Source organism: Leyella stercorea (assembly GCF_019052365.1).
Classification (GTDB): domain Bacteria; phylum Bacteroidota; class Bacteroidia; order Bacteroidales; family Bacteroidaceae; genus Prevotella.
On record NZ_JAHQUY010000029.1, the window covers coordinates 1 to 24902 of the forward strand.

General features: G+C 52.9%; 15 protein-coding genes and 1 tRNA gene. 2 read left to right on the plus strand and 14 right to left on the minus strand.

Going from position 1 to position 24902, the window contains the following annotated elements; all coding sequences use genetic code 11:
• Positions 1-159: 159 nt before the first annotated feature.
• From KTQ90_RS06865 to rplM, 9 genes are all read right to left on the minus strand, one after another.
• A tRNA-Val gene (locus tag KTQ90_RS06865) sits at positions 160-234 on the minus strand.
• Between the two features lie 740 nt (positions 235-974).
• Complete coding sequence (gene ispF / locus KTQ90_RS06870; protein WP_022158165.1) at positions 975-1454, minus strand: 2-C-methyl-D-erythritol 2,4-cyclodiphosphate synthase; 480 nt, start codon at positions 1452-1454, stop codon at positions 975-977.
• A 1-nt stretch (position 1455) separates the two neighbouring features.
• Entirely contained in the window at positions 1456-2634 is a 1179-nt protein-coding gene (gene porV, locus KTQ90_RS06875; RefSeq protein ID WP_217317719.1) for a type IX secretion system outer membrane channel protein PorV, read from the minus strand.
• An 83-nt stretch (positions 2635-2717) separates the two neighbouring features.
• Positions 2718-6296: a type IX secretion system sortase PorU gene (gene porU, locus KTQ90_RS06880; protein ID WP_217317720.1), complete on the minus strand. Its 3579-nt coding sequence runs from the start codon at positions 6294-6296 to the stop codon at positions 2718-2720.
• A 294-nt stretch (positions 6297-6590) separates the two neighbouring features.
• Positions 6591-7208, minus strand: a complete 618-nt coding sequence (locus KTQ90_RS06885) for a fumarylacetoacetate hydrolase family protein (RefSeq protein ID WP_217317721.1) — start codon at positions 7206-7208, stop codon at positions 6591-6593.
• Between the two features lie 83 nt (positions 7209-7291).
• Complete coding sequence (gene tsf / locus KTQ90_RS06890) at positions 7292-8287, minus strand: translation elongation factor Ts (RefSeq protein WP_217317722.1); 996 nt, start codon at positions 8285-8287, stop codon at positions 7292-7294.
• 129 nt (positions 8288-8416) lie between these two features.
• Positions 8417-9196, minus strand: coding sequence for a 30S ribosomal protein S2 (gene rpsB / locus KTQ90_RS06895; protein ID WP_007902488.1), 780 nt, complete (start codon positions 9194-9196; stop codon positions 8417-8419).
• Between the two features lie 167 nt (positions 9197-9363).
• On the minus strand, positions 9364-9750 hold the full coding sequence (gene rpsI / locus KTQ90_RS06900; RefSeq protein WP_007902489.1) for a 30S ribosomal protein S9: 387 nt from the start codon (positions 9748-9750) through the stop codon (positions 9364-9366).
• 10 nt (positions 9751-9760) lie between these two features.
• A complete protein-coding gene (rplM, locus tag KTQ90_RS06905) occupies positions 9761-10222 on the minus strand; it encodes a 50S ribosomal protein L13 (RefSeq protein WP_022158160.1) in 462 nt (153 codons plus the stop codon).
• Between the two features lie 512 nt (positions 10223-10734).
• On the opposite strand from rplM, the gene KTQ90_RS06910 reads away from it, so the two are divergent.
• Positions 10735-11112 carry a RidA family protein gene (locus tag KTQ90_RS06910; RefSeq protein WP_022430479.1) on the plus strand — a complete coding sequence of 126 codons (378 nt, stop codon included), beginning with the start codon at positions 10735-10737 and terminating at the stop codon, positions 11110-11112.
• 361 nt (positions 11113-11473) lie between these two features.
• Here the strand turns inward: KTQ90_RS06910 and KTQ90_RS06915 are convergent, their stop codons facing one another.
• From KTQ90_RS06915 to KTQ90_RS06925, 3 genes are all read right to left on the minus strand, one after another.
• On the minus strand, positions 11474-14425 hold the full coding sequence (locus KTQ90_RS06915) for a PEP/pyruvate-binding domain-containing protein (protein ID WP_217317723.1): 2952 nt from the start codon (positions 14423-14425) through the stop codon (positions 11474-11476).
• A gap of 68 nt (positions 14426-14493) precedes the next feature.
• The gene (locus KTQ90_RS06920) at positions 14494-16611 is read right to left on the minus strand and encodes a prolyl oligopeptidase family serine peptidase (RefSeq protein ID WP_217317724.1); all 2118 of its coding nucleotides are present in this window, start codon (positions 16609-16611) and stop codon (positions 14494-14496) included.
• A 358-nt stretch (positions 16612-16969) separates the two neighbouring features.
• Positions 16970-19990 (minus strand): endo-beta-N-acetylglucosaminidase, encoded by a 3021-nt coding sequence (locus tag KTQ90_RS06925; protein ID WP_217317725.1) that lies wholly within the window; start codon positions 19988-19990, stop codon positions 16970-16972.
• A 582-nt stretch (positions 19991-20572) separates the two neighbouring features.
• On the opposite strand from KTQ90_RS06925, the gene KTQ90_RS06930 reads away from it, so the two are divergent.
• Entirely contained in the window at positions 20573-21484 is a 912-nt protein-coding gene (locus KTQ90_RS06930; protein ID WP_217317726.1) for an Rpn family recombination-promoting nuclease/putative transposase, read from the plus strand.
• Positions 21485-21695: 211 nt separating this feature from the next.
• On the opposite strand, the gene KTQ90_RS06935 is transcribed toward KTQ90_RS06930, so the two are convergent.
• Both KTQ90_RS06935 and KTQ90_RS06940 read right to left on the minus strand, forming a co-directional pair.
• The gene (locus KTQ90_RS06935; protein WP_217317727.1) at positions 21696-22823 is read right to left on the minus strand and encodes an ATP-binding protein; all 1128 of its coding nucleotides are present in this window, start codon (positions 22821-22823) and stop codon (positions 21696-21698) included.
• Between the two features lie 195 nt (positions 22824-23018).
• Positions 23019-24875, minus strand: coding sequence for a SusD/RagB family nutrient-binding outer membrane lipoprotein (locus tag KTQ90_RS06940; protein WP_217317728.1), 1857 nt, complete (start codon positions 24873-24875; stop codon positions 23019-23021).
• Positions 24876-24902 lie beyond the last annotated feature (27 nt).

The following is a 24902-nucleotide window of genomic DNA, read 5'->3' on the forward strand; positions in this document are numbered from 1 at the left end:
GGTATAAATTTTCTATAGAATCAAAAAGCTTTCCCCTAGATATATCGGGTGAGCCGAAAATATTGGTGCAGTTGAGACAACTGCACCCCCTAAGCACCCTACGGTTTGGAGCAAAAAAAAATCCCCGCAGTCCCGAAGGACCACGAGGAAACACCCCTGTGGGCGTTGACGGATTCGAACCGCCGACCCTCTGCTTGTAAGGCAGATGCTCTAAACCAGCTGAGCTAAACGCCCGATATATTTATCGGTTGCTTTAAGTAGTATTGCTTAGTTCCTTAAAGCGAGTGCAAAGGTATGGCTTTTTTGTGAAACCGCCAAATGTTTCTGCAACTTTTTTTGAAAAAAGTTTGTTTTTACTGCATTTTAGGGTATTTTGAGTCAAAAAACTCGCTGAAAACCCATTGAGAAACTCCCACAGATGTCACAGATTTTCACAGATGCTGCTGCTTGGGAAGAACCTCCCACAGAATACACGGATATCACAGAACCTACTGCTGAGAATATTCTCCCACAGATTCCACTCAGCACAGATGCTAACTTCAGGGGGTGCACTTGTCTCCGCTCGGCTTTGCCGCTTGCCAGAGCAAGAAGTGCACCAACCGAGCAATATTGATATACCTCTTACTTCGTGTTCGTTTATATGATATGTATTGTTGCTTGCTGCGGAGGCTTTCACCTCCGCTACGGATGGGTGCGCACCCTAACAATCTGTGCAGATCTGCGAAATCTGTGGGAGAATATCACAGCAAGAAGGTTCTGTGAGTTCTGTGGATTCTGTGGAAAGAAATCACAGTAAGAAGGTTCTGTGAATATCAGTGAAATCTGTGGGAGAATATCACAGTAAGAAGGTTCTGTGCAGAGTGAAATCTGTGGGAGAATATCACAGCAAGAAGGTTCTGTGAATTCTGTGAAATCTGTGGGAAGAAAACAGCTTGCTTGGTTGGTGCAGCTGGGACAGCTGCACCCCCTGAGAGTTAGTCTTTCTCGATGAGCACGGTGGCGTAGGCAGAGATGCCTTCCATGCGACCGGTGAAGCCGAGCTTCTCCGTAGTCGTCGCCTTGATAGACACGTTGTCGATGTCGGTCTGCATCACGTCGGCGAGGCAGCGCTGCATCTCGGGTATGTGAGGGTTGAGCTTGGGGCGCTCTGCACACACCGTGGCGTCTACGTTGCCGATGCGGTAGCCCTTGGTGGCGATGAGGTCGACGGTCTTGCGCAGCAGAATCTTGCTGTCTACGTTGAGCGTCTCGGCAGCCGTGTCGGGGAAGTGGTAGCCTATGTCGCGCATGTTGGCGGCGCCGAGCAGGGCGTCGCAGATGGCGTGGATGAGCACGTCGGCGTCGCTGTGTCCGAGCAAGCCGAGTTCGTAGTCGAGGCGGATGCCACCGAGCCACAGCTCTCGACCCTCCACCAGTTTGTGGACATCATATCCTAATCCGGTTCTGATTTTCATATTATCTACGCTTGAAGAGATCCTTTATTCCGTCCATATCGAACGACAGCGAGAAGCGCAGCGTCTGATCGAGCGGGTTCGATTTTGCGGTGGCGATGACGTAGCCAGCATCGAGCGAGAAGACGCTCATGCGGAAGCCTGCACCGACGGTGAAGTACTTGCGGTTACCCTTGTTCTCCGACTCATGGTGGTAGCCGGCGCGCACCGTGAACTTGTCGTTGTACACGTACTCGGCACCTACGCTCCAGCGCACCTCCTGCATCTCCTCCTTGAATCCGCCGGGTGCGTCGCCGAAACTCTTGAATACGCCGCTGATTGAAGATATGTCGTAGTAGTCCTTGCGCTTGCGCTGCTCGAACTCCTCGTTTGTCTCGCCATCATTCTTCACGGGCATGGTGGGAACGAGCGGCTTGTTGGCGTCGGCGGCGATGGTGATGCGGTTGTACTCGTCGAGCGGTATCATCAGCGACGCACCGAGACGCAGGTTGGCGGGGATGAACTCCGACTCGTCGGTGCCACCGAAGTTGATCTTCGAACCAATGTTAGACATGTTAAGACCCAAGCCGAGCTGACACTCGCGCTGTCCGATGTTAACATAGTTCTGATAGTAGGCAGCGAGGTCTACAGCGAACGCCGAGCCTGGTGAGGTGTCGGACGTGTAGTCGTACGTAAGGTCGGAGTAGATCCAGCGCACGGCGGCAGCGATAGAGAACGTCTCGCTGAGCATGATTGAGTAAGCCACGTCTGCCGACATCTCGTACGGGTTGATGGTCATTGAGTTGTCGTTAGTCTCGCCGGCATTGGTGTACACCTCGCCGAGCGAGAAATAGCGCAGCGAAGCCGACACGGCAGAGTAGTCGCCGATGCGGTAGTAGCCCGAGAGATAAGCGAGGTCCATATCGCTCACGAGGCGGCGCAACCACGGGGTGTAGTTGAGCGACACGCCGGCGCGCGAGATGGTGAACGGATACTTGGCAGGGTTCCAATACTGCGACACAACGTCCGGGTCGGTAGCCGCACCGATGTCGCCCATACCGCCGGCGCGAGCGTCAGGCGCTATCGACTGCGATGTCACCGACGAGGTTTCCGGTCGGAACATATCCTGCTTCTCCTGAGCGGCTGCAGGTAGCGTAATGAGTGCGGCGAAGAGTAATGCCGCCAACTTCTGTTTTAGTTTCATCTTCTTTTCTATTATTATATTTCGGGTGTGCACATTCGGCGTGTGCCGGTCGGCGCACCCGTTATTATAAACGCCCGAGCGGCTTAATTATTGCCTACAACTATAAGTTTCTTAGCCTTTGATATGCGCGTTGCGCCTTCAGAAGTGAGGTGGACGCGGTAGAGATAAACGCCGGTCTGCAGGCGCGAACCGCCGTCGATGGTCAGATCCCAGGGCACGGTGTAGGTGCCAGTGTCGCTCACACCGCTCTCCTCATGGCGCCAAAGCAGGCGTCCGCTCACGTCGAACACGTCGATTATCACGCCAAGCTCCGCACCGGAGCGGTCGTGACTGATGATGAACGTCGTCGACTCGCGCGCCGGGTTGTTGGTGCAGCCGATAGAGAACGACGGCTTCTGACCCGTAACGACGTTGAACGTGAGTTCGGCTGTAGAGTAGTTGTTCAGAATGTCCCAGGCACGGAACTGCAGTTTGTGCGGTCCTTCCTCCAGCTGCGGTATATTATAATATGTAGAGCCTGAGGTGTACGAACCGAAGTCGTACTGGAAGTTCTCGTTGAGCGAGTACGTCATCTCCATCTTGCCGTCGATGATGAGCTGCATGTCGTGTCCGATGCCTGCTCCCGAGGCGTTGATGCCGTCCTTGTCCTTCACCTCAGCCACGAAGTAAGGCGTTGAGTTCACGCGGTCGCCGTTGCTGAACGAGGGCGAGTTGAGGTAGCAGTAGATCGACGGACCTACGGAGTCGTTCTGCGCAATGTCGCTGCCGCCGACGATGAACTTGTCGGTATATCCGTGCGCCGTGAGCGTATGGTCGTCGTTGATGGCAAAGGCGTTGATGAGTCCCGACTGATCGGAGTAGTTGATGTCCTTCGGCACGGCGAACGAGACGGAGAAGCGTCCGCCGCTGATGCGGTCATCGCCCGAGAAGATAGTCTTCGTGCGGTCGGTATATTCGAATGGATTCTCAGCCTCCTTGGGTTGGTTGAGACGGCAGGTGATGGTTTCGAGATTGTCGCGCACAGTGAGCGAAACGGTGCCGTTGAAGTCGGCGTTGTCGGCTATATGTCCCTTCACCGTGGCGAGCGAACCGGCTTTCATAGCCACCGTAGCTCCCGCTTTGGTGATGTCGACGCCGTTGATAGAGTCGATAACTATCTGCGCCGTGGGCAGATGCAGACGCAACGCGGGGTCGCCGAGCAGCGAATACTGCAGCGAGTTCTCGGCCACGGTCTGTCCGTTCATGTCGTTCTTGGCGCGGCGCACAGCCTCGCCCAGCGCTATCGGCTTGCCGTCGGCCTCGTAGGTGAGCACATGCTTCATAAACGCCGAGTTGAGCGTGGTGTTGTGCGACGCATAAACGGTGCGCGATGTGCCGTAGAACGCCATTGTTCCGCCCTTGTCGTTGAGCAATGCGGTCTCGCCGATGGTCTCCTCGCCGTTGTCGAACGGCATGATGTCGCACGAAGCCGTCACCCACAGCGGCATGTTCTTGTTAGAGAACGCGGCGAAGTCGCTTATGCCGAGCACTTTCTCGTGCGAGATGAGTATCTCGGAGCCGTGTCCGGCGTAGTCCATGATGAGTGCGCCCTGCTGCTGCTGTTTCTTTATCACGTTCGTCACCTCGGGATAGGTGTTGCCCGTGGCGCCCGACTGCATCTGATAGGCATCCCACATCACCTTCTTCACCACGTACTGCGGATGAGCCGCCGAAACCTGGTCGGCAACGAGGTTGGCGTCGGTCATGTGTATATTATAGTCGCCGTCGTCGCCCATGAACATTATAGTGTTCTGCCATGCACCGCCGTTGCCATTCTCGGCATAATTGATGGTTTTGTCTACCATTATCTTCGCTTCGGCGTCGCTCACTACGGGGAAGCGTCCCACGCCGATGTCGAGTTTGTCTACGTACATCGGTCGGAGACCCTCGCCGTCGTCGAGCATGGCGTGGAAGCTGTCGTCGATGTAGCAGACACGGCGGTCGTAAGAGTTCTCACTCTCGAACGCCAGGAGATAGTCGTCGGGGTTCTTGCCCGTGTTGTACGACGTAATCATACGGTTGTCCCAGAGACAATCGCCGAAGAGCAGGAGATATTTCGGGCGGTCGTCCTCGCTAGTGGCGCGGTCGTAGAGCATCTTCATGTAGCGGCGATAAGCCGAAGCGTCGGGTGTGCCGCTCGAGAACTCGTTGAAGAGTTCGTCGGCTGGCACGAGATTCACCTTCAGCGAGTCGTGCTGCTCGTGGAACGCCTTCAGACGCTGCGCCTGCTTCAGCAGTTTCTGCGAAGTGGGTATTATTATCACCAGGTCGGCTTGCTGGTCGGCATGGTGGTCCTGGTTCATTATGTTGTAAACGTAGGTCGGAGTCGGGAAACTTGCGGCTTTAAGGTCGGGCAGCGGGCGCGGCTTGTCCCATGCCATCGACACCATGTCGAGGCGCATCGGGTTGGAGCCGCTGAGCACCGAGAGCTTCACCTTCGCCGTGCCTTTAACGGCAGGCACACGGTAGGTTCCGCGGCTCTCGCATCCGTAGATGAACTGGCTGTCGGAGTTGGAAGTCTGCAACGTGCCCACGACGGAGTCGTTATACTCCACCTGCACCTTGCAGTAGTTGTTCGACGTAACCACAACGTATAGGTTGCCCTTCGTTGCATTCGAGTTCTCGGGGATGTCTACCGTCATGTACGAGCCTTGCGACACCTGCTGCGCACCGAAGAAGTTGCGTCCGCCCTTGTACCATGAGAAGGCGTCCTGCTCGTGTATGTCGTGATAGAAGTCGGGCGACGGGTAGAACGAAGCGACGAACGTGTCGTAGTCTACCTTCGCCGGCTCCGAAGAGGTGTCCTCGGTGAGGAAATAGTATCCGTAGTTGGAGTAGTAGTTGCGTGTGCGGCGGTCGGCGGTCTCGGTCTCCCACGACACGGGTCCGCGGGCGTAGAAGAGTCGCTTGCCATCTACGTCGCAGGTGGGCACTTCCTTAAGGTCGTCGTGCTCGACGAGGTCTTTCGGGTCGAGTGTCTCGTTGATGAGATTGCCGCCATAGCCGTACAGCTTCACCTTGTTTATATCCGTGAAGCCTGCCTGACGCACGAGAGCGGATGTGAGCTGGTATATGCCCGACTCAGCCACGCGTATCTTCGCCCAGCGTCCTTCGCGCAGCACACTATGCTCGGCATAGCGCTTCGCTGCAGGCAGCGTGTCCCACACGTTCACCTTGGCGTCTGCACGCTCGCCGTACGCTACAGCATAGCGGCGTGCGTCGAATTTGGCTCGTGACTCGCGGCGCAACATGAAACTAACGAGCTGCTTGTAGCGTCCGTCGCGGAACACAACGGGGTTGACGGCTGCGAGGAGCGACGCCCGCTTGCGGTCGAACGTGACGTGTGTCTCCACCTTCGGCTCTGCGTCGGGCTGTTCAGCCACGAGGCGCTTGTAGTTCGCCACGTCTGCCGCAGCCATGTCTGCATACTCCGGATACACGATGCTGACGGTATACACGGAGTCGCGCCACGCTTCGGGCAGAGGCATGACGTGTGTGAACTGCGGTGCAGATAGGGTGTCGACACGCAGCTCGTCGGCTGTGAGGTGGAAGAACTGCTGGGCGCTTGCGGGTATCACCGCGCAGACTGTCAGCAGCATCAATATGGTTTGGCGTAATTTCATGTCTTTTCTTTATTTGTTTCCACAAGTGTTAGGAACCGCGTTATCCAACGGATAGTGCCGTGTGTCCTATAAGAACGTTTATACTCCCACGGATTTCACGGATGAACACAGAAGTTTGGTGTAAGTACACCCACGGAATTCACAGAACTCACAGAAGTTTGGATGGCTGCGTGGGCATGGCAGGGATGCCATACCCTCATATATCTGTGTACATCTGTGACATCTGTGGGAGAATATCTTAGCAGTCCCTTCCGTGAAATCTGTGTATTCTGTGGGAGAACTTCCCCTGCAGTTCTACTTGCAGCTGAACTCAAGCACTTTGCGGTCTTCGAGGTAGCCCTCCAGCTTGTCGTCGATGTTCACCGGTCCGACGCCTGCCGGCGTGCCTGTGAACAGAATGTCGCCGGTCTTCAGCGTGAAGAACTGCGAGATGTATGCGATAAGCTCGTCTACACGATAGAGCATGTCGCTGGTGCATCCCTCCTGCACGGTCTTGCCGTTGATGTCGAGGTGGAAATGGATGGCTTGCACGTCGCGGAACTTCTCCAACGAAACCCACTCGCCTATCGCAGCCGAACCGTCAAAGCCTTTGCACAGCTCCCACGGCTTGCCCTCAGCGCGCAGTTTCTTCTGCAACTCGCGAGCGGTGAAGTCGATGCCCACCGTCACGGCGTCGTAATAGCGCGGGGCGAAACGCTCGGAGATGGTCTTGCCGAGGCGCGAGATGCGCACAACAAGCTCAGTCTCATAGTCGATGCGTCCGAGGTGGTCGGGTATGAAGAAGGGCTTGTGGTCCTTCAGCAACGCCGAGTCGGCTTTTGTAAAGATGACGGGCTCCTCTGGTTTATATAACGCACCATGCAGCTCTTTATTGTGTTCGAGGTAGTTCATACCTACAGCAAATATCTTCATAAGCTATGAAAATTAAAAAAGCCGCAGAAGGCTATTCACCCTCTACGGCTCCAATATTAATTATGCGTAATTGATTTCTCTAATTACTCAGCAGCAAGAGTGAAGCGCTTGTAAGCAACGATCTTCAGATCCTTGTCCTGAGACTTGAGATAGCCAGCAACGTTCTGCTTAGCTTCGTCGCCGAACTGGAACTCCTGGTTAACGAGGCAAACCTCCTTGAGGAACTTGGCAACGCGACCCTTAGCGATGTTCTCGATCATTGTCGGGTTGAGCTTAGCTGTAGCCTCAGCGCCTACAGTCTCCTTGATCTCGCGGAACTTAGCTACGTCCTCAGCTGTGATCCAGCCCTTGCCCTGGTTAGACTCGATGTGGTCCTCAGAGTCGAAGTGGTTCGGGTTGAGACCAGCCTTGTGGAGAGCAGCGTTCACTGCCTTCTCTACGAGCTCTTCCTTAGTCTTCTCAACAGCTACCTTGAACTCCTCGTTCTTCACATCCTCAGAGATTGAGCTTTCGTCGAGTGCGAGCGGCTTCATAGCAGCTACCTGCATAGCGATCTTGTGACCAACCTCAGCGTTCTCCTTGTTGAGCTGCACCATTGTGCAGAGAGTGTGCTTGTTCATGTGGTCGTAAACCTCTACGTTCTCACCCTCGAGTACGCAGTAGCCGTCGAGCTCCATCTTCTCGCCAGTGATACCAGAGCGTGCTGTAACAGCAGCCTGAACGTCAGACTCGCCGAGAGCCAAAGCCTTAACCTCGTCGAGAGTCTGAGCCTTAGCAGCGATAGCAGCGTCGAGGATATCAGATGTGAGCTTGATGAAGTCAGCACCGTTAGCTACGAAGTCGGTCTCGCACTTGAGAGCGATGATAGCAGCGAATTCGCCTACCTTCTTAACGAGCACGCAGCCGTTAGATGTCTCGCGGTCAGAACGCTTTGCAGCGATAGCGAGTCCGCGCTCACGGAGCAACTCCTTTGCCTTATCGAAATCACCTTCTGCCTCTGTCAGGGCCTTCTTTACGTCTGCAAGACCAGCACCTGTCATAGCGCGAAGTTTCTTGATGTCTTCAATTGAAACAGCCATTTTTCTTAAATTATTAGTTATTGATTAATTAAATGTTGATTGCGTTTTAACCTAAAAATCGGAAATTCTCCATTCCAAAATCTTGATTTACGAATTAAAGAATTTCCGATTTATATGTATTATAGTTGCTTACTCAGCAGCCTCAGCCTCTTCCTTGCGAGCCTTGCGGGGAGCCTTGCCCTCCTTCTGCTCAGCAGCTGCCTTCTCGTCAGCCTTCTCTACCTTGCGCTCCTCAAGACCTTCTGCGATAGCACCGCAGCAAGCAGAGAGAACTACGTCGATAGAATCCTTAGCGTCGTCGTTAGCCGGGATGATGTAGTCGATGTTGCGCGGGTCAGAGTTGGTGTCGACCATAGCGAACACAGGGATACCGAGGCGGTTAGCCTCGCGCACTGCGATGTTCTCCTTCATCACGTCGACAACGAACAAAGCGCTCGGAAGGCGTGTCAAGTCAGCGATAGAACCGAGGTTCTTCTCCAGCTTAGCGCGCTGACGTGTCACCTGCAGAAGCTCACGCTTAGAGAGCTTAGAGAATGTACCGTCGTTCATGAGCTTGTCGATGTTCGCCATTTTCTTAACAGCCTTGCGGATTGTCGGGAAGTTGGTGAGCATACCGCCCGGCCAACGCTCGATAACGTAAGGCATGTTTACGCTCGCTGCCTTCTCAGCAACTACGTCCTTAGCTTGTTTTTTAGTAGCGACGAACAGGATCTTCTTGCCTGACTTTGCAATCTGCTTGAGAGCCTCAGCAGCCTCGTCAACCTTAGCTACTGTCTTGTGCAGATCGATGATATGAATACCATTGCGCTCCATGAAGATGTACGGAGCCATTGCCGGATTCCACTTACGACGGAGGTGGCCAAAGTGACAGCCTGCCTCTAACAACTGGTCAAAATTAGTTCTTGACATTTTCTTTGTTTGTTAAAATTGTTTACTTTCCTTTGAGTTGAATTGAACCAGCCCACGAGTAACGAGTATATATCGGTCTCGCGAGTTTGGATGCTAAACGTTGTCCGGAGCATTCTAAGCCACTGCTTCAGGCAGCAGCATAGAAAGACACCAAGACAGTTTTGATATTAACGCTTGCTGAACTGGAAGCGACGGCGTGCCTTCGGCTGACCCGGCTTCTTACGCTCAACCTCACGAGCGTCGCGTGTGAGGAAGCCCTGAACCTTGAGAGTCTTCTTGTCCTCAGCGTTAACCTTAACGAGTGCGCGAGCGATAGCGAGGCGGAGAGCCTGGCTCTGACCTGTGAAGCCGCCACCATCGAGGTTTACCTTGATGTCATATTTCTCTTCCACACCGAGCAGGAGCAGCGGCTGCTTAACAACGTACTGCAGAATTGCTGACGGGAAATACTTTGTGAGTTCTTCCTTATTGATAGTGATCTTACCTGTGCCCTCTGTGAGATATACACGAGCTACGGCACTCTTACGGCGACCAATTGCATTAATCATTTCCATGTCTTATGCTTTATTTATACTGGTTAATATCGATAGCCTTCGGCTGCTGTGCCTCGTGCTTGTGCTCTGTACCGTCATAGATATAGAGGTTGTCGAGAAGACGACGACCGAGCGGACCCTTCGGGAGCATACCCTTCACAGCGTGACGGATAATCTTGTCCATACCGTCCGGACGCTTGCGGAGCTCTGCCGGAGTGTTGAAGCGCTGTCCACCAGGATAGCCAGTATAACGTGTGTAGACCTTGTCAGTTTCCTTCTTACCTGTGAAAACTGCCTTAGCAGCGTTGATGATGATAACGTTGTCACCGCAGTCTACGTGCGGAGTGAAAGTTGGCTTGTACTTTCCGCGGATGAGCTTTGCTACCTTAGAGCAGAGACGACCTACAACCTGGTCTGTGGCATCAATAACCACCCACTCCTTCTTAGCTGTTTCCTTGTTTACGGAAATAGTCTTGTAACTTAAAGTGTTCATTTTTTTAATTAAAAATATTACTACTAAAAAACATTTATTTTTCTTGCACGAGCGATTCACTAACCACGCCGCCTGGCCTTTTCGGCAAGCGCTATTAACACCCTCATGCAGGGGACTCTAAGTGTATCCCCGAATAATCGGTCTGCAAAATTACACATTTTTTATTATATAAAAGAGACATACAGCAAGCATCGGCGAATATTTAGAATTATTTAACAAGCACAAAAGTTTCGTTTTCTCCGTTTTTTACTGTACTTTTGCAGCAGGAAGAAGTAGGGGGTGCAATTGCAGGGGATGTACTTGCAGGGGGTGCACTTGTCTCAAGTGCACCAACCAAGCAAGAACTGCACCAGCCAAGCTATACTGCACCAACCAAACTACACTATACATCCTTCTTTGTTGGTGCACTTGAGACAAGTGCACCCCCTAAGGAGACAAGTGCACCCTCTACTACACCCCACCTCTCTAAAATCAAAATAAGACAAACAATAACATTTTAAACCCAAAAGACTATGAACAAACAGATTAACACAGAGAAAGCACCGGCAGCTATCGGCCCGTATTCACAGGCAGTAGAGGCTAACGGCATGGTATTCGCATCGGGCCAGTTGCCTATCGACCCTGCAACAGGCGCATTCGCAGAGGGCGGCGTAAAGGAACAGACACGCCAGTCGCTCACCAACGCAAAGCACATCCTCGAGGAAGCAGGCACCGACCTGCAGCACGTGGTTAAGACAACGGTGTTCCTCAGCGACATGGCCGACTTCGCTGCCATGAACGAGGTTTACGCCGAGTTCTTCTCTCAGCCGTTCCCGGCTCGCTCTGCAGTTGCAGTGAAGACTCTGCCGAAGAACGCTCTGGTTGAGGTGGAGTGCATCGCAGTTAAGTAAATTGCAGCGAACATCCACAGGAGAGTATCCCCAGGGGGTGCACTTGTCTCAAGTGCACCAACCAAGAAGTGCACCCCCTACAACTGCACCAATAGCTTGGTTGGTGCAGCAGAGACTGCAGCACCCCCTATGAACGAGACTGCTGCACCCCATATGGGCATCTGCGTATTCTATGTAAGAACAATCACAAACAAAATTTAGTTTGCGAAAAAAATCTACCATATCTACCAGCAGCAACATAACCTATTGGCTTTCAGCAAGACAAAGGCTGGCAGATTTCCGATTTTTCAATTAAGCTACCAGGATATCTACCAGCCCATCTGCCAGTTTTCAATTGAAAACACGCATAATCACCGCTTTATCATATAGCGACAACCACTCCCTCGCCTTTCTTTCCGTCCATCATTATTCTTAGTCCTTTCTCGAAGCGCACCACACGCACGTGTTCTGTCTCCTCCACAGCCGGCATTGCGTCGAGCGCTGCCTTGTGAAAACAACCATCGTTGCGGTTCTCGTCGATGGTGAAGTAGCCCACGCCGAACGAAGTGAGATTCTGGAAGAAGTGCGTGCCCTGACTCGGGTCTACGCGATAGTTTTTCAGCGCCACCTCAACGATGACGCGCGCTGCCGAAATATGCGGCCACTTCACAGGTATGCCCAACCAAGAGTCGCTCGAACCCCAGCGGCCCGGACCTACAAGCACGTAGTTTGTGCCGCGGTCGAGATATTCCTTGTTCAGTTTTTCTATTTCGCGTGCTATCGTCGGGTTGTCGGCAGCCGAGAATCGGTCGTCGGTCTTCACGTACACCACGTCGGTCACGTCTTCGGTCACGCCATGCCCGAGCGAGTTGTGCGAGCGCAACAGGCAGTCGGCATCGGGTATCGCCGCGAGGTCCTCGTCGAGCATCTGCTTCTGATCGACAATTGGGCGAATCTGCAGCAGGTAGAGCGAACCGGTGCGGTCGGCGTTGAGATTGCATGCAAACTCAATCTCCACGGGTCGGCGCATAGCCTCTGCACCGTAGCGCATCGACATCTGCAGCAGTTCGGGCAGCGGAAACACGTTCTGCTGCAGCACTCCGGCGAACGATATCACCTTTCTGCCGCCCTCGTACAGTCCGTCGCGTATCACCTGGTCGTATGGGTCGTAGGTAGATGCGATGAAGTTGAGCGAATTGTCGCGCTCTGCCTCCTTCACTTTCAGGTTCAGAATGTTGAATCCGTCGTCCACCTTGAAGTCGTTGCCCACGTGGCGCGTGTCGAGAGCGTAGAAGCGCGTCTGTGTCTCGCGCAGCGCCGTCTCCAGTTCTGAGGTCTGCAGCACCTGGTGCGGATGGTATGGCGACACGCGCAGCGTCTGTCCGCCGTCCACAATATACTTGCCCAAGCCCAGCGCGAGCGAAGCGATGCCGTCCTCTGCACGCTCGTCGCCTATGGGGTAGTAGTTGAGCGAGCGCAGCACACCCGATATGTTCGGGTAGTAGCGTCCGTCGTACTGCTTGCCCACCACTTCCTGCAGTATCACTGCCATCTTCTCCTGGTCGATTACGTTGCTCGTGGCTGTCATGTACGCCTTCGAATCGCGATAGTAGACCGAAGCGTAGACGCCCTTGATAGCGCACGCCAGCATCTCGAGCATGGCGTACTTGTCGTCGAGGTACGGAATCATGTACGTAGAGTAGATACCCGCGAAGGGCTGGTAGTGGGCGTCCTCGAGCAGCGACGACGAGCGTATGGCTATCGGACTCTTCACGGCTTCGAAGAACGTGAAGAAGTCGGCTATGAGCGAGTCGGGCAACTGCGCACGCAGGAAGTGGCGCAGTATGTCGTCGTCCGAGGCGTCGCTGAGTGCAATCTGATAGAGGTTGTTCTGCTCCATGAACTGGTCGAACACGTCGGTGCAGAGCACCACGGTGCGCGGTATCTGCACCTTCGCTCCCTCCAGCGAGTTGAACTCGGGGTGCATCTTTATGATGTTGTCGAGGAACGCCAAGCCTCTGCCCTTTCCGCCGAGCGAGCCTTCGCCGATGCGTGCGAAGTGGGAGTAGGCATCGAACTTCATGCGGTCGAACACCGCCACCACGCCGATATTCTTCATGTGGCGATACTGCACTATGGCGTCGAAGATAATCTCGCGGTGGGCTGTGATATCCTTCAGTCGCTCCCACGTCACGGTCTTCAGGAACATCGACACGGGGAAGATGGCACGCGCCGAGAGCCAACGGCTCATGTGGTTGCGCGAGATATGATAGAGCATCGAGTCGTCGGGAATCTTGAAGATGTTGTCCTGCAGTTCCTTCAGCGAGTGTATGCGCATTATCTCGGCTTTCGTCTTCGGGTCGCGGAAGATAAAGTCGCCGAAACCGAAGTGCTCCTCCAGAATCTTTCGCAGGTCGAGCGACATCTTCTTAGAGTTCTTGTCGACGAAGCGGAATCCTTCAGCCTCAGCCTTGGCGCGGTTCTCCGACTCCGAGCTCTCGAGTATGAGCGGCAGATAGGGGTCGTTCTGCCGTATCTCGCGCATCAGTTTCAAACCCGCCTCGCTGTCCTTCTCGCCGTGTATGGGGAAGCGCACGTCACTTATCACGCCGAGCACATTGTCCGAGTAGCGTTCGTACAGCGCCATAGCCTCCTCGTAGTTGCGCGCCAGCACCACCTTCGGTCTGCCGCGCATACGCAGCGTTGCCGAGTGGCGGTTGAGCGCCTCAGTAGCGAAGCGCTTGCTCTGCGCCAGTATGTAGTTGTAGAGGTTGGGCAGTATCGAGCTGTAGAAGCGTATGCTGTCCTCAACGAGCAGAATCATCTGCACGCCGCCCTCATTGATGTCGTGCTCGAGGTTCATCTTGTCCTCTATCAGCTTGATGATAGAGAGGATAAGATTGGTGTTGCCGAGCCAACAGAACACATAGTCGAAGATGGAGAGGTCTTCGTTCTCCATGCGTTTCGTGATGCCGTGCGAGAAAGGCGTGAGCACTATGCAGTGCATGTGCGGAAACTCCGCCTTTATGTCGTGCGCCACGCTGAACGCGTCGTTGTCGGCGTTGCCCGGCATACAGATTACGAGGTCGATGTGCATCGTGCGCAACACCTCGCGCGCCTCCTCCGTAGTGCTCACCTGTGTAAACGTAGGCGGATAGCGCAGACCGAGCTCCACATACTCGTTGTATATCTTCTCCTCAACGCGTCCGTCGTCCTCGAGCATGAACGCGTCGTACGGGTTTGCCACGATGAGCACATTGTATATGCGACGCATCATCAGATTGACGAACGTCACGTCTTTCAGGTAGAACTTCTGATATTCCTGTGGTACCATATTCTGCTTCTTCTCTCTGTTTGTTCTTTATGCCCCGTGGGGCTGTTCTCTCTTGCCTTATTCCATGATTATTTCTTCACACCCATGTTCCACAGCGTGAAGCTGATGGCGTCGGCTGTCTCTTCGAGTCGCTTTGCCAGCGGTTTGCCTCCGCCGTGTCCGGCGTTCACGCCGATGCTGATGAGCACCGGAGCCGTGCCGCCCTGACACTCCTGCAGGCGTGCAGCGAACTTGAACGAATGGGCTGGCACCACGCGGTCGTCGTGGTCGGCTGTGGTGACGAGCGTAGCCGGATAATGCACGCCGGGCTTCAGCGTGTGAAGCGGCGAGTAAGCCTTCAGATAGTCGAACATCTCCTTCGAATCATCAGATGTGCCGTAGTCGGGCGCCCAGTTCCAACCGATGGTGAACTTATGATAGCGCAGCATATCCATAACGCCTACTGCGGGCAGACAAACGCGGAAGAGGTCGGGGCGCTGCGTCATACAGGCTCCGACGAGGAGTCCTCCGTTGCTTCCGCCCTGTATGGCGAGATAGTTCTTTGAGGTGTAGCCTTTATTAATAAGGTATTCGGCTGCCGAGATGAAGTCGTCGAACACGTTCTGCTTCTGCAGCTTCGTGCCTGCCACGTGCCATTGCTCGCCATACTCGCCACCGCCGCGCAACACGGCGTGAACGTATACGCCGCCGCGCTCCATAAACGGAATCATGCTTGAAAGGAAGTAGGGCTTGTACGTCACGTTGAAGCCGCCGTAGCCGTAGAGTAGCAGCGGATTCTTGCCGTTGAGCTTTATGCCTTTCTTGTGCGTCACGAAGAGCGGAGCGCGTGTGCCGTCCTTCGAGGTGTAGAAAAGCATCTCCGTAACGTAGTCCTGCGTGCGGAACGAGAGCTTCGGTGCAGACAGCAGCGTGCTCTTCGCTGTAATATCGTAGCTGTAGATGGCGCCCGGCGTGGTGTACGACGTGAACGAGTAGAAGAGTTCCTTCTGTCCGCGTGCGCCGCTCACGGATGTGGTGCCGAACGTGGGCAGCGCAATCTCGCTGAGTCGGTTGCCGTCGGTGTCGTAAACGTAAAGCTGGTTGCAGTTGTCCTTGGCGTACTGCAGTATCATGCGGTTGTCGGCGGTGAACGTAACGTCCTCAAGCACGCTCTCGCCCTCGCCCACCAGCTCTTTCCAGTCGGCGTAGCCTGGGTTGCTCACGTCTGCCACCATGAGTCGGTACTTCGGTGCACCGGCGTTTGTGAGTATGTACATACGGTTGCCGACGGTCTCCACAGGCGAGTAGATATAGCGCGAGTCGGAGCACATCTGTATGAACTGTGCGTCTGCCTGCGTCATATCGCGCACGTAGAGGTTGTTGCCGTTGTCCATGCCAGCCTCGGTGAGGTACATCACGGTCTCCTCCTTGTTCACGCTCACCTCGTAGAAGCGCAGCGGCTGCGACGGGTTCTGATAGAACAGGCGGTCGTCGCTCTGCGGCGTGCCTATGCGGTGGTAGTATATCTTCTGCACGGCGTTCTTGGCTGATGTCTCCTTGCCTTTCTCGGGCGCGTCGTAGGCACTGTAGTAGAAGCCGTCGCCCACCCATGTGGCTTTCGTGAACTTCGCCCACACGATGTGGTCGTCGAGTGTCTTGCCTGTCGCCACGTCCTTCACGTATATCTCCTCCCAGTCCGATCCGTTGCGCGAGATGACATACGCCATGTACTTGCCGTCGTGCGAGAACGTGGTGCTCTTCAGTGCCACCGTGCCGTCGGTGCTCAGCGTGTTAGGGTCGAGCCACACGCGCCACTCGCTGACGGGAGCATCGTAGCGATCCATCTGGTAGAGCACCGACTGATTCTGCAGTCCGTCGTTGCGGTAGGCGTACCACTTGCCGCCGCGCTCGAATGCCATGCCGCGCTTCTCGTAGTTCACGGTTTCCTTCAGGCGCTTCAGTATCGCCTTGCGCATAGGTATATTGTCGAGATATTTGCGGCTGACGAGGTTTTCCTCTCTCACCCACTCTGCCGTGGCTGCGCTCGTGTCGTTCTCCAACCAACGGTACGGGTCTGCCACCTTCTCTCCGAAGTACTCGTCAACGGTGTTGTCCTTCGCCGTTGCCGGATATTTCAACTGTGCCACAGCGTCGGTTGTCGACAGCAGGGCTGCTGCTGTAAGCGTTAGAATTACTGTTTTGTTCATAGTCTTTGCTTTTGCTTCGGGCTTGCTGAAGATGTCTTCAACATGGTGCCCCTATTGATAGCTGTTCTATTAGGGTTTATTCTGCAAAACTACACTTTTGCGGTGAGAAAAACAAACAAATGCGCAGTTTTGCTACTAAAAAAGGCGCAACCCGTACGGTTGCGCCTTTTATTGTTGTTTAGAGTATAAGCCTGTATAAGGCAGCGTTTAAGCCTGTCCAAGGCAGCGTTTAAGCCGAACTAAGCCTTCTTAAGCCTTTCTAAGCCGAGAAAGCTAAGCCGAACCAAGCCTCTTTAAGCTATCCTTAGCCCTCCCCGACGGGGAGGGTTGGGAGGGGCTTGAGGGTTGGGAGGGGCTTTTACTTCACGAGCTTCTGCGAACGGATGATGTTGCCGTTCTGCATCTTCACGAGGTAAACGCCTGAAGCGAGCTGCTGAGCGTCGAACGATGTCGGGTTAACGAGGTACTTAACGAGTACGCCGCTTGCATCGTATACCCATGCCTTCTCTACGTTCTGGAAGTTAAACTTGCCCTCAGCTGCCTCTACCTTAGAAACGCCCTGGCTTGCAGAGTTGATAGCGTCTACTGTGCCACCAAGCATCTCCGGCTCGTCAGCTACGCCCTGGTCGTGGATGTCAACACCAGCGCCGCGGCCCGGGTTGTCGCCAGTGATCTCTACGCCGAAGTCCATAGAGAAGCCCTTGTTGTGGAGACCTGACGGGAGGAAGTCGCCTGCGAACCATGCGTCAGAGAATACGATACGCAAACGGCTCTTACCTGGCTTTGCGTCCTCAGGAATGGTGAACTCGCAGTTTACACCTGTTGTCTGGAACTCAGGAGTAGCTTCACGAATCTTGCCAGCGAAGAAGAGCATCTCGCCGTTAGCCGGATCGTCCTGAATCTTGGCTGAGTTGAACTGCTTGTCGCCGTTGAGGTCTATCCAGCCACCTGCGAAGCAGTACTTCAGACCGTCTGAGAAGTCGGCACACTTGATGTTCATCTTCACCTTCTGTCCCTGCTTAACCTTGAGCACGAGAGCTGTCTGGTCGTCGTACTGTGAGCCGTCAGCTACCGGGTGGTCTGTGTGGTAGTCGAGGTTCTGATCAGCACCTGCTGTTGTAACGTCTGTTACGTAGCGCTGCTGGCGTGCTGTAGCTGCGCCGTCGCAAGCCGGGTTCATCTTGCTCTCCGGATAGTCGGCTACCGGTACCTCCGGCAACGAAGCAACGTCGCCGCGTGTTACCTTAACCCACTTAACCTCTGAGTAGCTCTTCAGGTCGGTAGATGCTGAGCGTACGCCGATGTACGGCTCTGCGTTCTCCTCGAACTGGATGTCGCCGATGAATGTAGACCATGTTGTGGTGCGGCCGATTTCAGAAACCTTGCCGTTCTCGCCGTTCTTGTAGAGAATCTCGAAGTGGTCGATGTTAGCCTCGTCGTTGTATACGAGATCCCAAGCTGCACGCTTCTGTGCCTGTGCGTCCACGTTCCAGTAGATCTTGGCAGAGAGCTGTGTCTTGTACTCGTTCTTAACCTCTACGTTGAGGTCCTTGATTGCAGCCGGTACGGCCTTAACGTCGTCGTTGATCTCGAGCTTGCCTACGTACATCTTGTAAGCGTCGTCGCTACCCTTAACGCGCAGACCGATGTGCTTGATGACGTCGCTCTTAGAAACGCCGTTGAGAGCCACCTTCACCTCCTGCCAGTTAGCGCCGTTGATGTTGCCCACCGGAGTCTCTACCCATGAGCCGTCAGCCTTCTGAACGATTACGTAGAGAGAAGAAGCGTTTGAGCCTTCCTTGCCGTTCTTAACGGCGATCTTAGCGTATGGGTTGCCTGCAGAAACGTTGAGGTCGGTCTTGTAGAGCACTACGTCTGTGCCTGCAGCTGTAGCCTTACCTGTGAGCAGGAGGCTGGTACCGCCGATGTACTGGTCAGCGAGCGAGAATGTAGCGTCGATATCCTTGCTAACCTCCTGTGTACCCGGCTTAACAACGAGCCAGCGGTATGTCGGAACGATGTCCTGAGTAGCCATATTGTACCAAGCGCCTGCAGTCTTCTTTCCCTTGTAAGCGTAGCGGTCGCCGTTGCCGAGGCTGAAGTTGGTAGCGAACGGAAGGTTTCCGAAGATTGAAGAACGCTCCGGAATCCATGTTGCCAGACCTGCGTACGACTCAAGAGGCTTCTTTGTGCCTGAAGTCTCCCAGTCGTTGCCAAGGTTGCTGATAGCCGGACGCTCGAGCGGGTTGCGGTTGCCGCCTGACATCAAGCGCTCCTGCATGTACTGGTAGTTAGCCTGACGGTCGTAAGAGTCGGCACCTGTGGTGTAAGACCAGATACGGCTTGAAGCGTGCTCGCCCCAGAGACAGATGTTCATCTGCTTTGCATACTCGTCTGCGTTAAGACGGTTCCATCCGCGGTTCATGGTTACGAACCACATACCTGCGTAGATACCATCTGTAGAACCGGTAGCGTCGATAGCCACCTTAGCAGAGTTGCTGAGCTGATAAGTGAAGTCGCCGCTCGAATAGTTGAGCATCAAGTCGTGTGTACGACCTTCCTTGTCGCCAAGCAGCCACTTTGCCTGCATTGCGCTTGCGATAGAGCTCTGGCTTGTGTAGATACCGCTGCGGTAGTTGTCGAAACCGTTCTCCTTTGCCTTTGCCCAAAGAGCGCGGTGGAAGTTAACGATATCTGTCTTGTTGTAGCCAGCATCCTCCCAGTTGTAGTTGATACCGTCGAAACCGAAGTACATCAAGCAGTTGATGATAGCGTCTACATACTTGAAGTTGCCTTTCTCGTCCTTTGATGTACAATACTGAATCCAGCTGCCAGCGCCGTCAGGACGGCCGCCGGTTGTGTCGAAGAACTTGATACCAGAGAACATGTTGGTACCGTTCTTGTGAGCAGCGTCGGTCCATGAAGCAGGAGCAGAGAAGAATCCGTGGTTCCAAGCACCGAAGAGGTTGGTGTAGTTCCACATTGAGAACACGTCGTAGTCGAAGTTGGTTGACGGGTGACCTACATCACCATCCTTACCCTGACCCATCGGGATGTTCATCCAAAGGTTGCGCTTTTCGTAGGTGTCCTTGATAAGACGACTTGAGCGGTCGATGATGCCCTTGTTGCGCACGTGCGAACGGATGAACGCGATGTCGCTCTGCTGAATACCTGCAGCAGCGAACTCGGCAGCGGTAGGATACTTGCGACCGTCCTGATAAACCTGGTAGAACAGGTTGATGAGGTTCACGTCGTTGAAACCGCTGAAGTCGTAAACTGCATTTGACGTTGTGTCATCAGCAGCAACAGCGTTTACACTCGGCATAGCTGACATGAACGCAGCCATAGCAAGCGTAGACAGAAGTACTTTTTTCTTCATGCTTTTGTAAATTTGTTTTAGTTAGTTAATTAGAAAATTCTTACCGTTAGTTAGTTATAATTTGATAACTCATAGATTTACGTTGATAAGATAACCGCATGCAGAATATCAAGCTTGCTTGAATATTATGCTGAGGTGCAGCTTATCAGTTTGCAAAGTTAATAAAAAAATGGAAACCGCACTTCTTTTTAATGCTTTTTTAACGTAAAGAAACTATAGAAACCACTATTACCACAGCGCGGTAACGCCTTTACAGCATTGCGGTAACAACAGTTTAGGCACGCGGTAACAGCATTTCCTGTACGCGGTAACCAGTATTCCCTCAGGGGGTGCAGCTGTCCCCAGCTGCACCAACCAAGTTATTGGGCTCTTCAAGGGGGTGCAGCTGTCTCAGCTGCACCAACCAAACTGCGAGTGTTCTTTCACAGATAGCACAGATGCACACAGAAGGTTGGGGTGCGTGCGCTGCTTGGTTGGTGCAGTGGAGACCACTGCACCCCCTGAGATTGCAAAAAGAGTATCGATTTCTTTGTCGTTACGAAGTTTCGTTGTATATTTGCAATGTAAACAATACATAGGACTATGGGCAAATACATCAATCCGTTCACCGACTGGGGCTTCAAACGACTGTTTGGACAGGAGTTCAGCAAGCCGTTGCTGATAAGTTTCCTCAACGACCTGCTCGTAGACGAGCTGCATGTCAAAGACCTCACGTTCCGCGACAAGGAACTGCTGCCGCCAACGAAAGACCAGCGCGGCATTATCTGCGATGTCTACTGCGAGACGGACACTGGCGAACGCTTTATCGTAGAGATGCAGAACCGATGGCAACCGAACTTCCTCGACCGCACCATCTGCTACACATGCCGTAGCATCCTTGACCAGGTGGACAAGGGTCGCACAGAAAGCGAAGACGCCTACAAGTTCCTGCCTGTTTACACAATATGTTTTATGAACTACATGCCGCGTACGGATGAGGTGTCGAAATTCCGTACGGACATCGTATTGGCGGACAAAGACACGAAGATGCAGGTATCCAACAAGATCCGCTTTATCTACTTGGCGCTTCCGCTCTTTAAGAACAAAGCGGAGGAATGTGTTACAGATTTTGAGAAATGGATTTACGTATTGAAGCATATGGAAGCATTAAGCAGAATGCCGTTCACGGCACAAAAAGAGATATTCAAACAGCTTGAGGACTATGCCGACAGCCACCGCCTAACAAAGAAGGAGTGGGAGGCGTACGAAAATAGCCTCTGGGTTGTGCGCGACAATATGGCGTGCATGGCAGCTGCTGAACGTGAGGCAAGAGAGAAAGGCCATGCGGAAGGACGTGCAGAAGGACGTGCAGAAGGACGTGCAGAAGGACGTGCAGAAGGACGTGCGGAAGAAAAGAAAGCCATTGCAAGAAATCTTCTTGCAATGGGATTAACCATCGAGCAGGTCGCTCAAGGCTCAGGCTTGCCGATAGAAGAAGTAAAGAGCTTACAATAACCTTTAGGAGGTGCAGCTGTCTCAGCTGCACCAACCGAACTGCGAGTGTCCTCCCACAGATGCACACAGCTGGAAGATAGGCTGGAAGATAACCTCATTTTTTAGGAATCTTCCAGCCTTTATCTTTCTGACATGCAGCACGTTGCACGCCGGCTGGAAGATATGGTAGATTTTTTCAGCTACTCGATTTTATTTATAGCTTTATAGCACCCTACACAACCCATTCTATCCAGTTCTCGGGAGTCACCACAGCCTTTTCCTTCACATCATACGCTGTTAGGAACGAAGAAGGAAATTGAGTATTGGCACGACGTGTATTCCACTTCATCTCGAAAATACTAAACTGTCCGTCACACTCCTCCACATAGTCAATTTCTTGCTGCTGGGTGGTTCGCCAGAAATAACTATTTACGTAACGACCCGAATAGTGATTGCGCTTTATACGCTCGCTGATAATGAAATTCTCCCATAGCGCACCTGCATCCTGGCGAAGCGAGAGAGGTGCAAAGTTCTGGAGAATAGCGTTGCGTATGCCATTGTCAAAGAAATAGACTTTTTTGCTCTTCTTCAATTCAGTACGCAGATTGCGATTAAAGCCATTAAGACGGAACACAATGTAGCATTTCTCCAAAAGGTCTATATACTTCTCTATCGTCTTATTGTCTGTACCAACGGTCTGCGCAAGTTCGTTGTACGACACCTCACTGCACACCTGCAAGGCAAGAGCAGTAAGCAACTTGCCGAGCAGAACAGGACGGCGTACGCTCTCGAGCGTCAACAAGTCTTTATATAGATAACTGCCAGCGAGGTTCATAAGCAGTTCTTTTGCATCGTCGGCATGGTTCAATATATCGGGGTAAGAGCCGTAGACGAGGCGCTGCTCAAGGGTCTGCTTCACACCGAGAAGACCATTACTTGCCATCAACTCGGCAGTGGAGATTGGATAAAGATGATACTCATACTTACGACCAGTAAGCGGCTCATTGAGCTTGTCTTGCAATTCAAAAGAAGAAGAACCTGTCACAAGCAACTGCACATCAGGGAAGTTGTCGGTAATTAGTTTCAATGTCATACCTATATTCTCCACTCGCTGCGCCTCATCAATAACAACTATACGATTGTCGGCTATAAGAAGTCGTAGCTCTGCAGTGTTTATATTGCTAAGCATATCCCTCACCTCGGGCTCATCACAATTAAGCTGCAATGCCTTATAGTCTTGTTTTTCAAGAATAAGCTTGAACAACGTACTCTTGCCTACTTGACGCGCTCCTATCACGATAATTGCCTTTCCTGCAAACAAACGCGATTCAATTGTCTTCTGCAATAGTCTTGATATCATAACATTAATATTATATTACACTTGCAAAGATACACAAAAAAAATGCTCTAATCCCAAAAATCATATAGAAATTTGGGATTGTAATCCCAAAAATTATATATAAATTTGGGATTAGGCCCAATTTAAGACAAAAAAGGCAGGGCTCCGAAATCGGAGTCCTGCCCATTTTTATATATACAAATCTAAACGTGCGGATTAGAAGTTAGAAGCTCCGTTATCCCACCAGAGGTGCTGACCCTGAGTATCCGAAGCACCCTCGCCGAGAGCTGGGAGACCAGTCTCCTCAATATCAGCCTTAGTCTGAGGATCGTCAGAAGCCCAAGGAATACGACGCATGATGTTCTCCTTTGTCTGTACCTTCGAATCGCCAGCGCCGATTGTGCCGTCGCTGTCAGCTACGCCGAGGATCGGGAAGAGCTTAGGATAGCCTACACGACGGAGGTCAACCCATGACTCGTAGCTGTACGGGAAAGAAGCGATGTACTTCTGAGTGATGATCTTCTCGAGCTTAACCTCAGGAGAATCACCCTCGTTCCACTTCACACCAATCTTTGTTACGCTCGGCATATCAGGTGTAAGACCCTGTGGGTCTACGTATGCAATACCCTTCGGAGCCTCAACGTTGAGGTATTCGTCAACCAGCTGGTTGTACTTGTTGCCCGTGAACGAACGGCTCTCAAGAGAAGCGTAGCGGATGCCCTGCTCGTAGAACTGCTTAGCTGTACCGCCCATGTTCCAACCGCGGAGAGCGCCCTCAGCGAGGAGGAAGTAAACCTCAGAACACTTCATGAGGAAGAGAGGAGCCTGAGTCTGAGCCAAGTAAGCCTTGTCGAGCATAGAGTAGCCACAGTACGGGTTGTTGGCTGCTGCCTGACCTTCACCAGGAGCTACACCGTCACGCATACCTACGTATACAGAGTTCGCCGGTGTGGTAGCCGGGCAAGAAGAACCCTCTACAGCCTGCGGAGACTTAGCAAGACCTACGCTGTTCTTTGTGAAGAGATACTTCATGTACGGGTGGTCGAGGTTCTCAAGCAGGTTAATGAAAGAAGCACCCATAACGGCGTCGCTCCAGCCTGTGATCTCAACCAGCGGGTGGTCCTTGCCAGAGAATGCCGGATAGATGGCAACCTCATTGTCAACGTCGGTGATGACACCATCGCGAACTGCTTCCTCTGCCCAAGTCTTAGCTGTCTCAGGCTCGATGCCGCTCATGTGGATAGCCATACGCAGCTTGAGCGAGTTGGCGAAGCGGATCCACGGCTCCATATCCTCCCAAGTCTTTGAATACGGATCGTTTACAATTGTAAGGTAGCTGTACATCACGTTAGCCACCTCCTGCTTGTAAGCCTCAGAACGGTTGTCCTTATAGTACTTAAGACATGCAACAACGTCATCGAGGTTCTTCTTAACACCATAGTAGATAGTACGTACGTCGTTATACTTGAACGGCGACTTGTCGCGCAGAGCCTTGAACTCCTCATAAGGCATCGGACCGAAGAGGTCGGCGTTCTCGATAGCCGAGTAGTTGAAGAGTGTGAGGAAGATAGCCTTCAACTCAGGAACTGAGTCGATCTTCTCTGTGTTCAACAGCGGAGCGATGTAGAGCTTAGCTGAAGAGAAACCGCTGCCAGGACCACCGATAGAACCCTTACACATGTCGTATGTAGAACGCAATGTGAAGTTAGAGTACGGGAAGTCGTAGTGAGGTACACAGAAGTACTGTACGTAGTTGTCAGGACCGAGCGAGTAGCAGAACTGGTAAGCGTTTGCCACAGGAGCACCACCGTCCTTACCGCCACGGATACCATAAACACCGGTCTGAGCAGTACGGATATTATCGTCAAGTGCCATGATAGCCTCTGCAACACCCTCGTCAGAAATCACCTTCTTGTAGTCGATGACATCTGCTTTACCCGAGCTGACCACTGGAGGCACGATGGTCTGGTTTGCGTTGAACTCGTCACCCGGGGTGTCGTAGTCGAGACACGACTGCATACCGAAGGCAGAGAGCGCAAGCGCAGCGTAAACAAATATCTTTGAATTTTTCATAATTCTTTTTTACTTTTTTGAATTGTT

Coding starts and splice junctions, on each gene's coding strand:
- ispF (WP_022158165.1), bottom strand. CDS start 1,454: ATGAAAATCAGAACCGGATTAGGATATGATGTCCACAAACTGGTGGAG.
- porV (WP_217317719.1), bottom strand. CDS start 2,634: ATGAAACTAAAACAGAAGTTGGCGGCATTACTCTTCGCCGCACTCATT.
- porU (WP_217317720.1), bottom strand. CDS start 6,296: ATGAAATTACGCCAAACCATATTGATGCTGCTGACAGTCTGCGCGGTG.
- KTQ90_RS06885 (WP_217317721.1), bottom strand. CDS start 7,208: ATGAAGATATTTGCTGTAGGTATGAACTACCTCGAACACAATAAAGAG.
- tsf (WP_217317722.1), bottom strand. CDS start 8,287: ATGGCTGTTTCAATTGAAGACATCAAGAAACTTCGCGCTATGACAGGT.
- rpsB (WP_007902488.1), bottom strand. CDS start 9,196: ATGTCAAGAACTAATTTTGACCAGTTGTTAGAGGCAGGCTGTCACTTT.
- rpsI (WP_007902489.1), bottom strand. CDS start 9,750: ATGGAAATGATTAATGCAATTGGTCGCCGTAAGAGTGCCGTAGCTCGT.
- rplM (WP_022158160.1), bottom strand. CDS start 10,222: ATGAACACTTTAAGTTACAAGACTATTTCCGTAAACAAGGAAACAGCT.
- KTQ90_RS06910 (WP_022430479.1), top strand. CDS start 10,735: ATGAACAAACAGATTAACACAGAGAAAGCACCGGCAGCTATCGGCCCG.
- KTQ90_RS06915 (WP_217317723.1), bottom strand. CDS start 14,425: ATGGTACCACAGGAATATCAGAAGTTCTACCTGAAAGACGTGACGTTC.
- KTQ90_RS06920 (WP_217317724.1), bottom strand. CDS start 16,611: ATGAACAAAACAGTAATTCTAACGCTTACAGCAGCAGCCCTGCTGTCG.
- KTQ90_RS06925 (WP_217317725.1), bottom strand. CDS start 19,990: ATGAAGAAAAAAGTACTTCTGTCTACGCTTGCTATGGCTGCGTTCATG.
- KTQ90_RS06930 (WP_217317726.1), top strand. CDS start 20,573: ATGGGCAAATACATCAATCCGTTCACCGACTGGGGCTTCAAACGACTG.
- KTQ90_RS06935 (WP_217317727.1), bottom strand. CDS start 22,823: ATGATATCAAGACTATTGCAGAAGACAATTGAATCGCGTTTGTTTGCA.
- KTQ90_RS06940 (WP_217317728.1), bottom strand. CDS start 24,875: ATGAAAAATTCAAAGATATTTGTTTACGCTGCGCTTGCGCTCTCTGCC.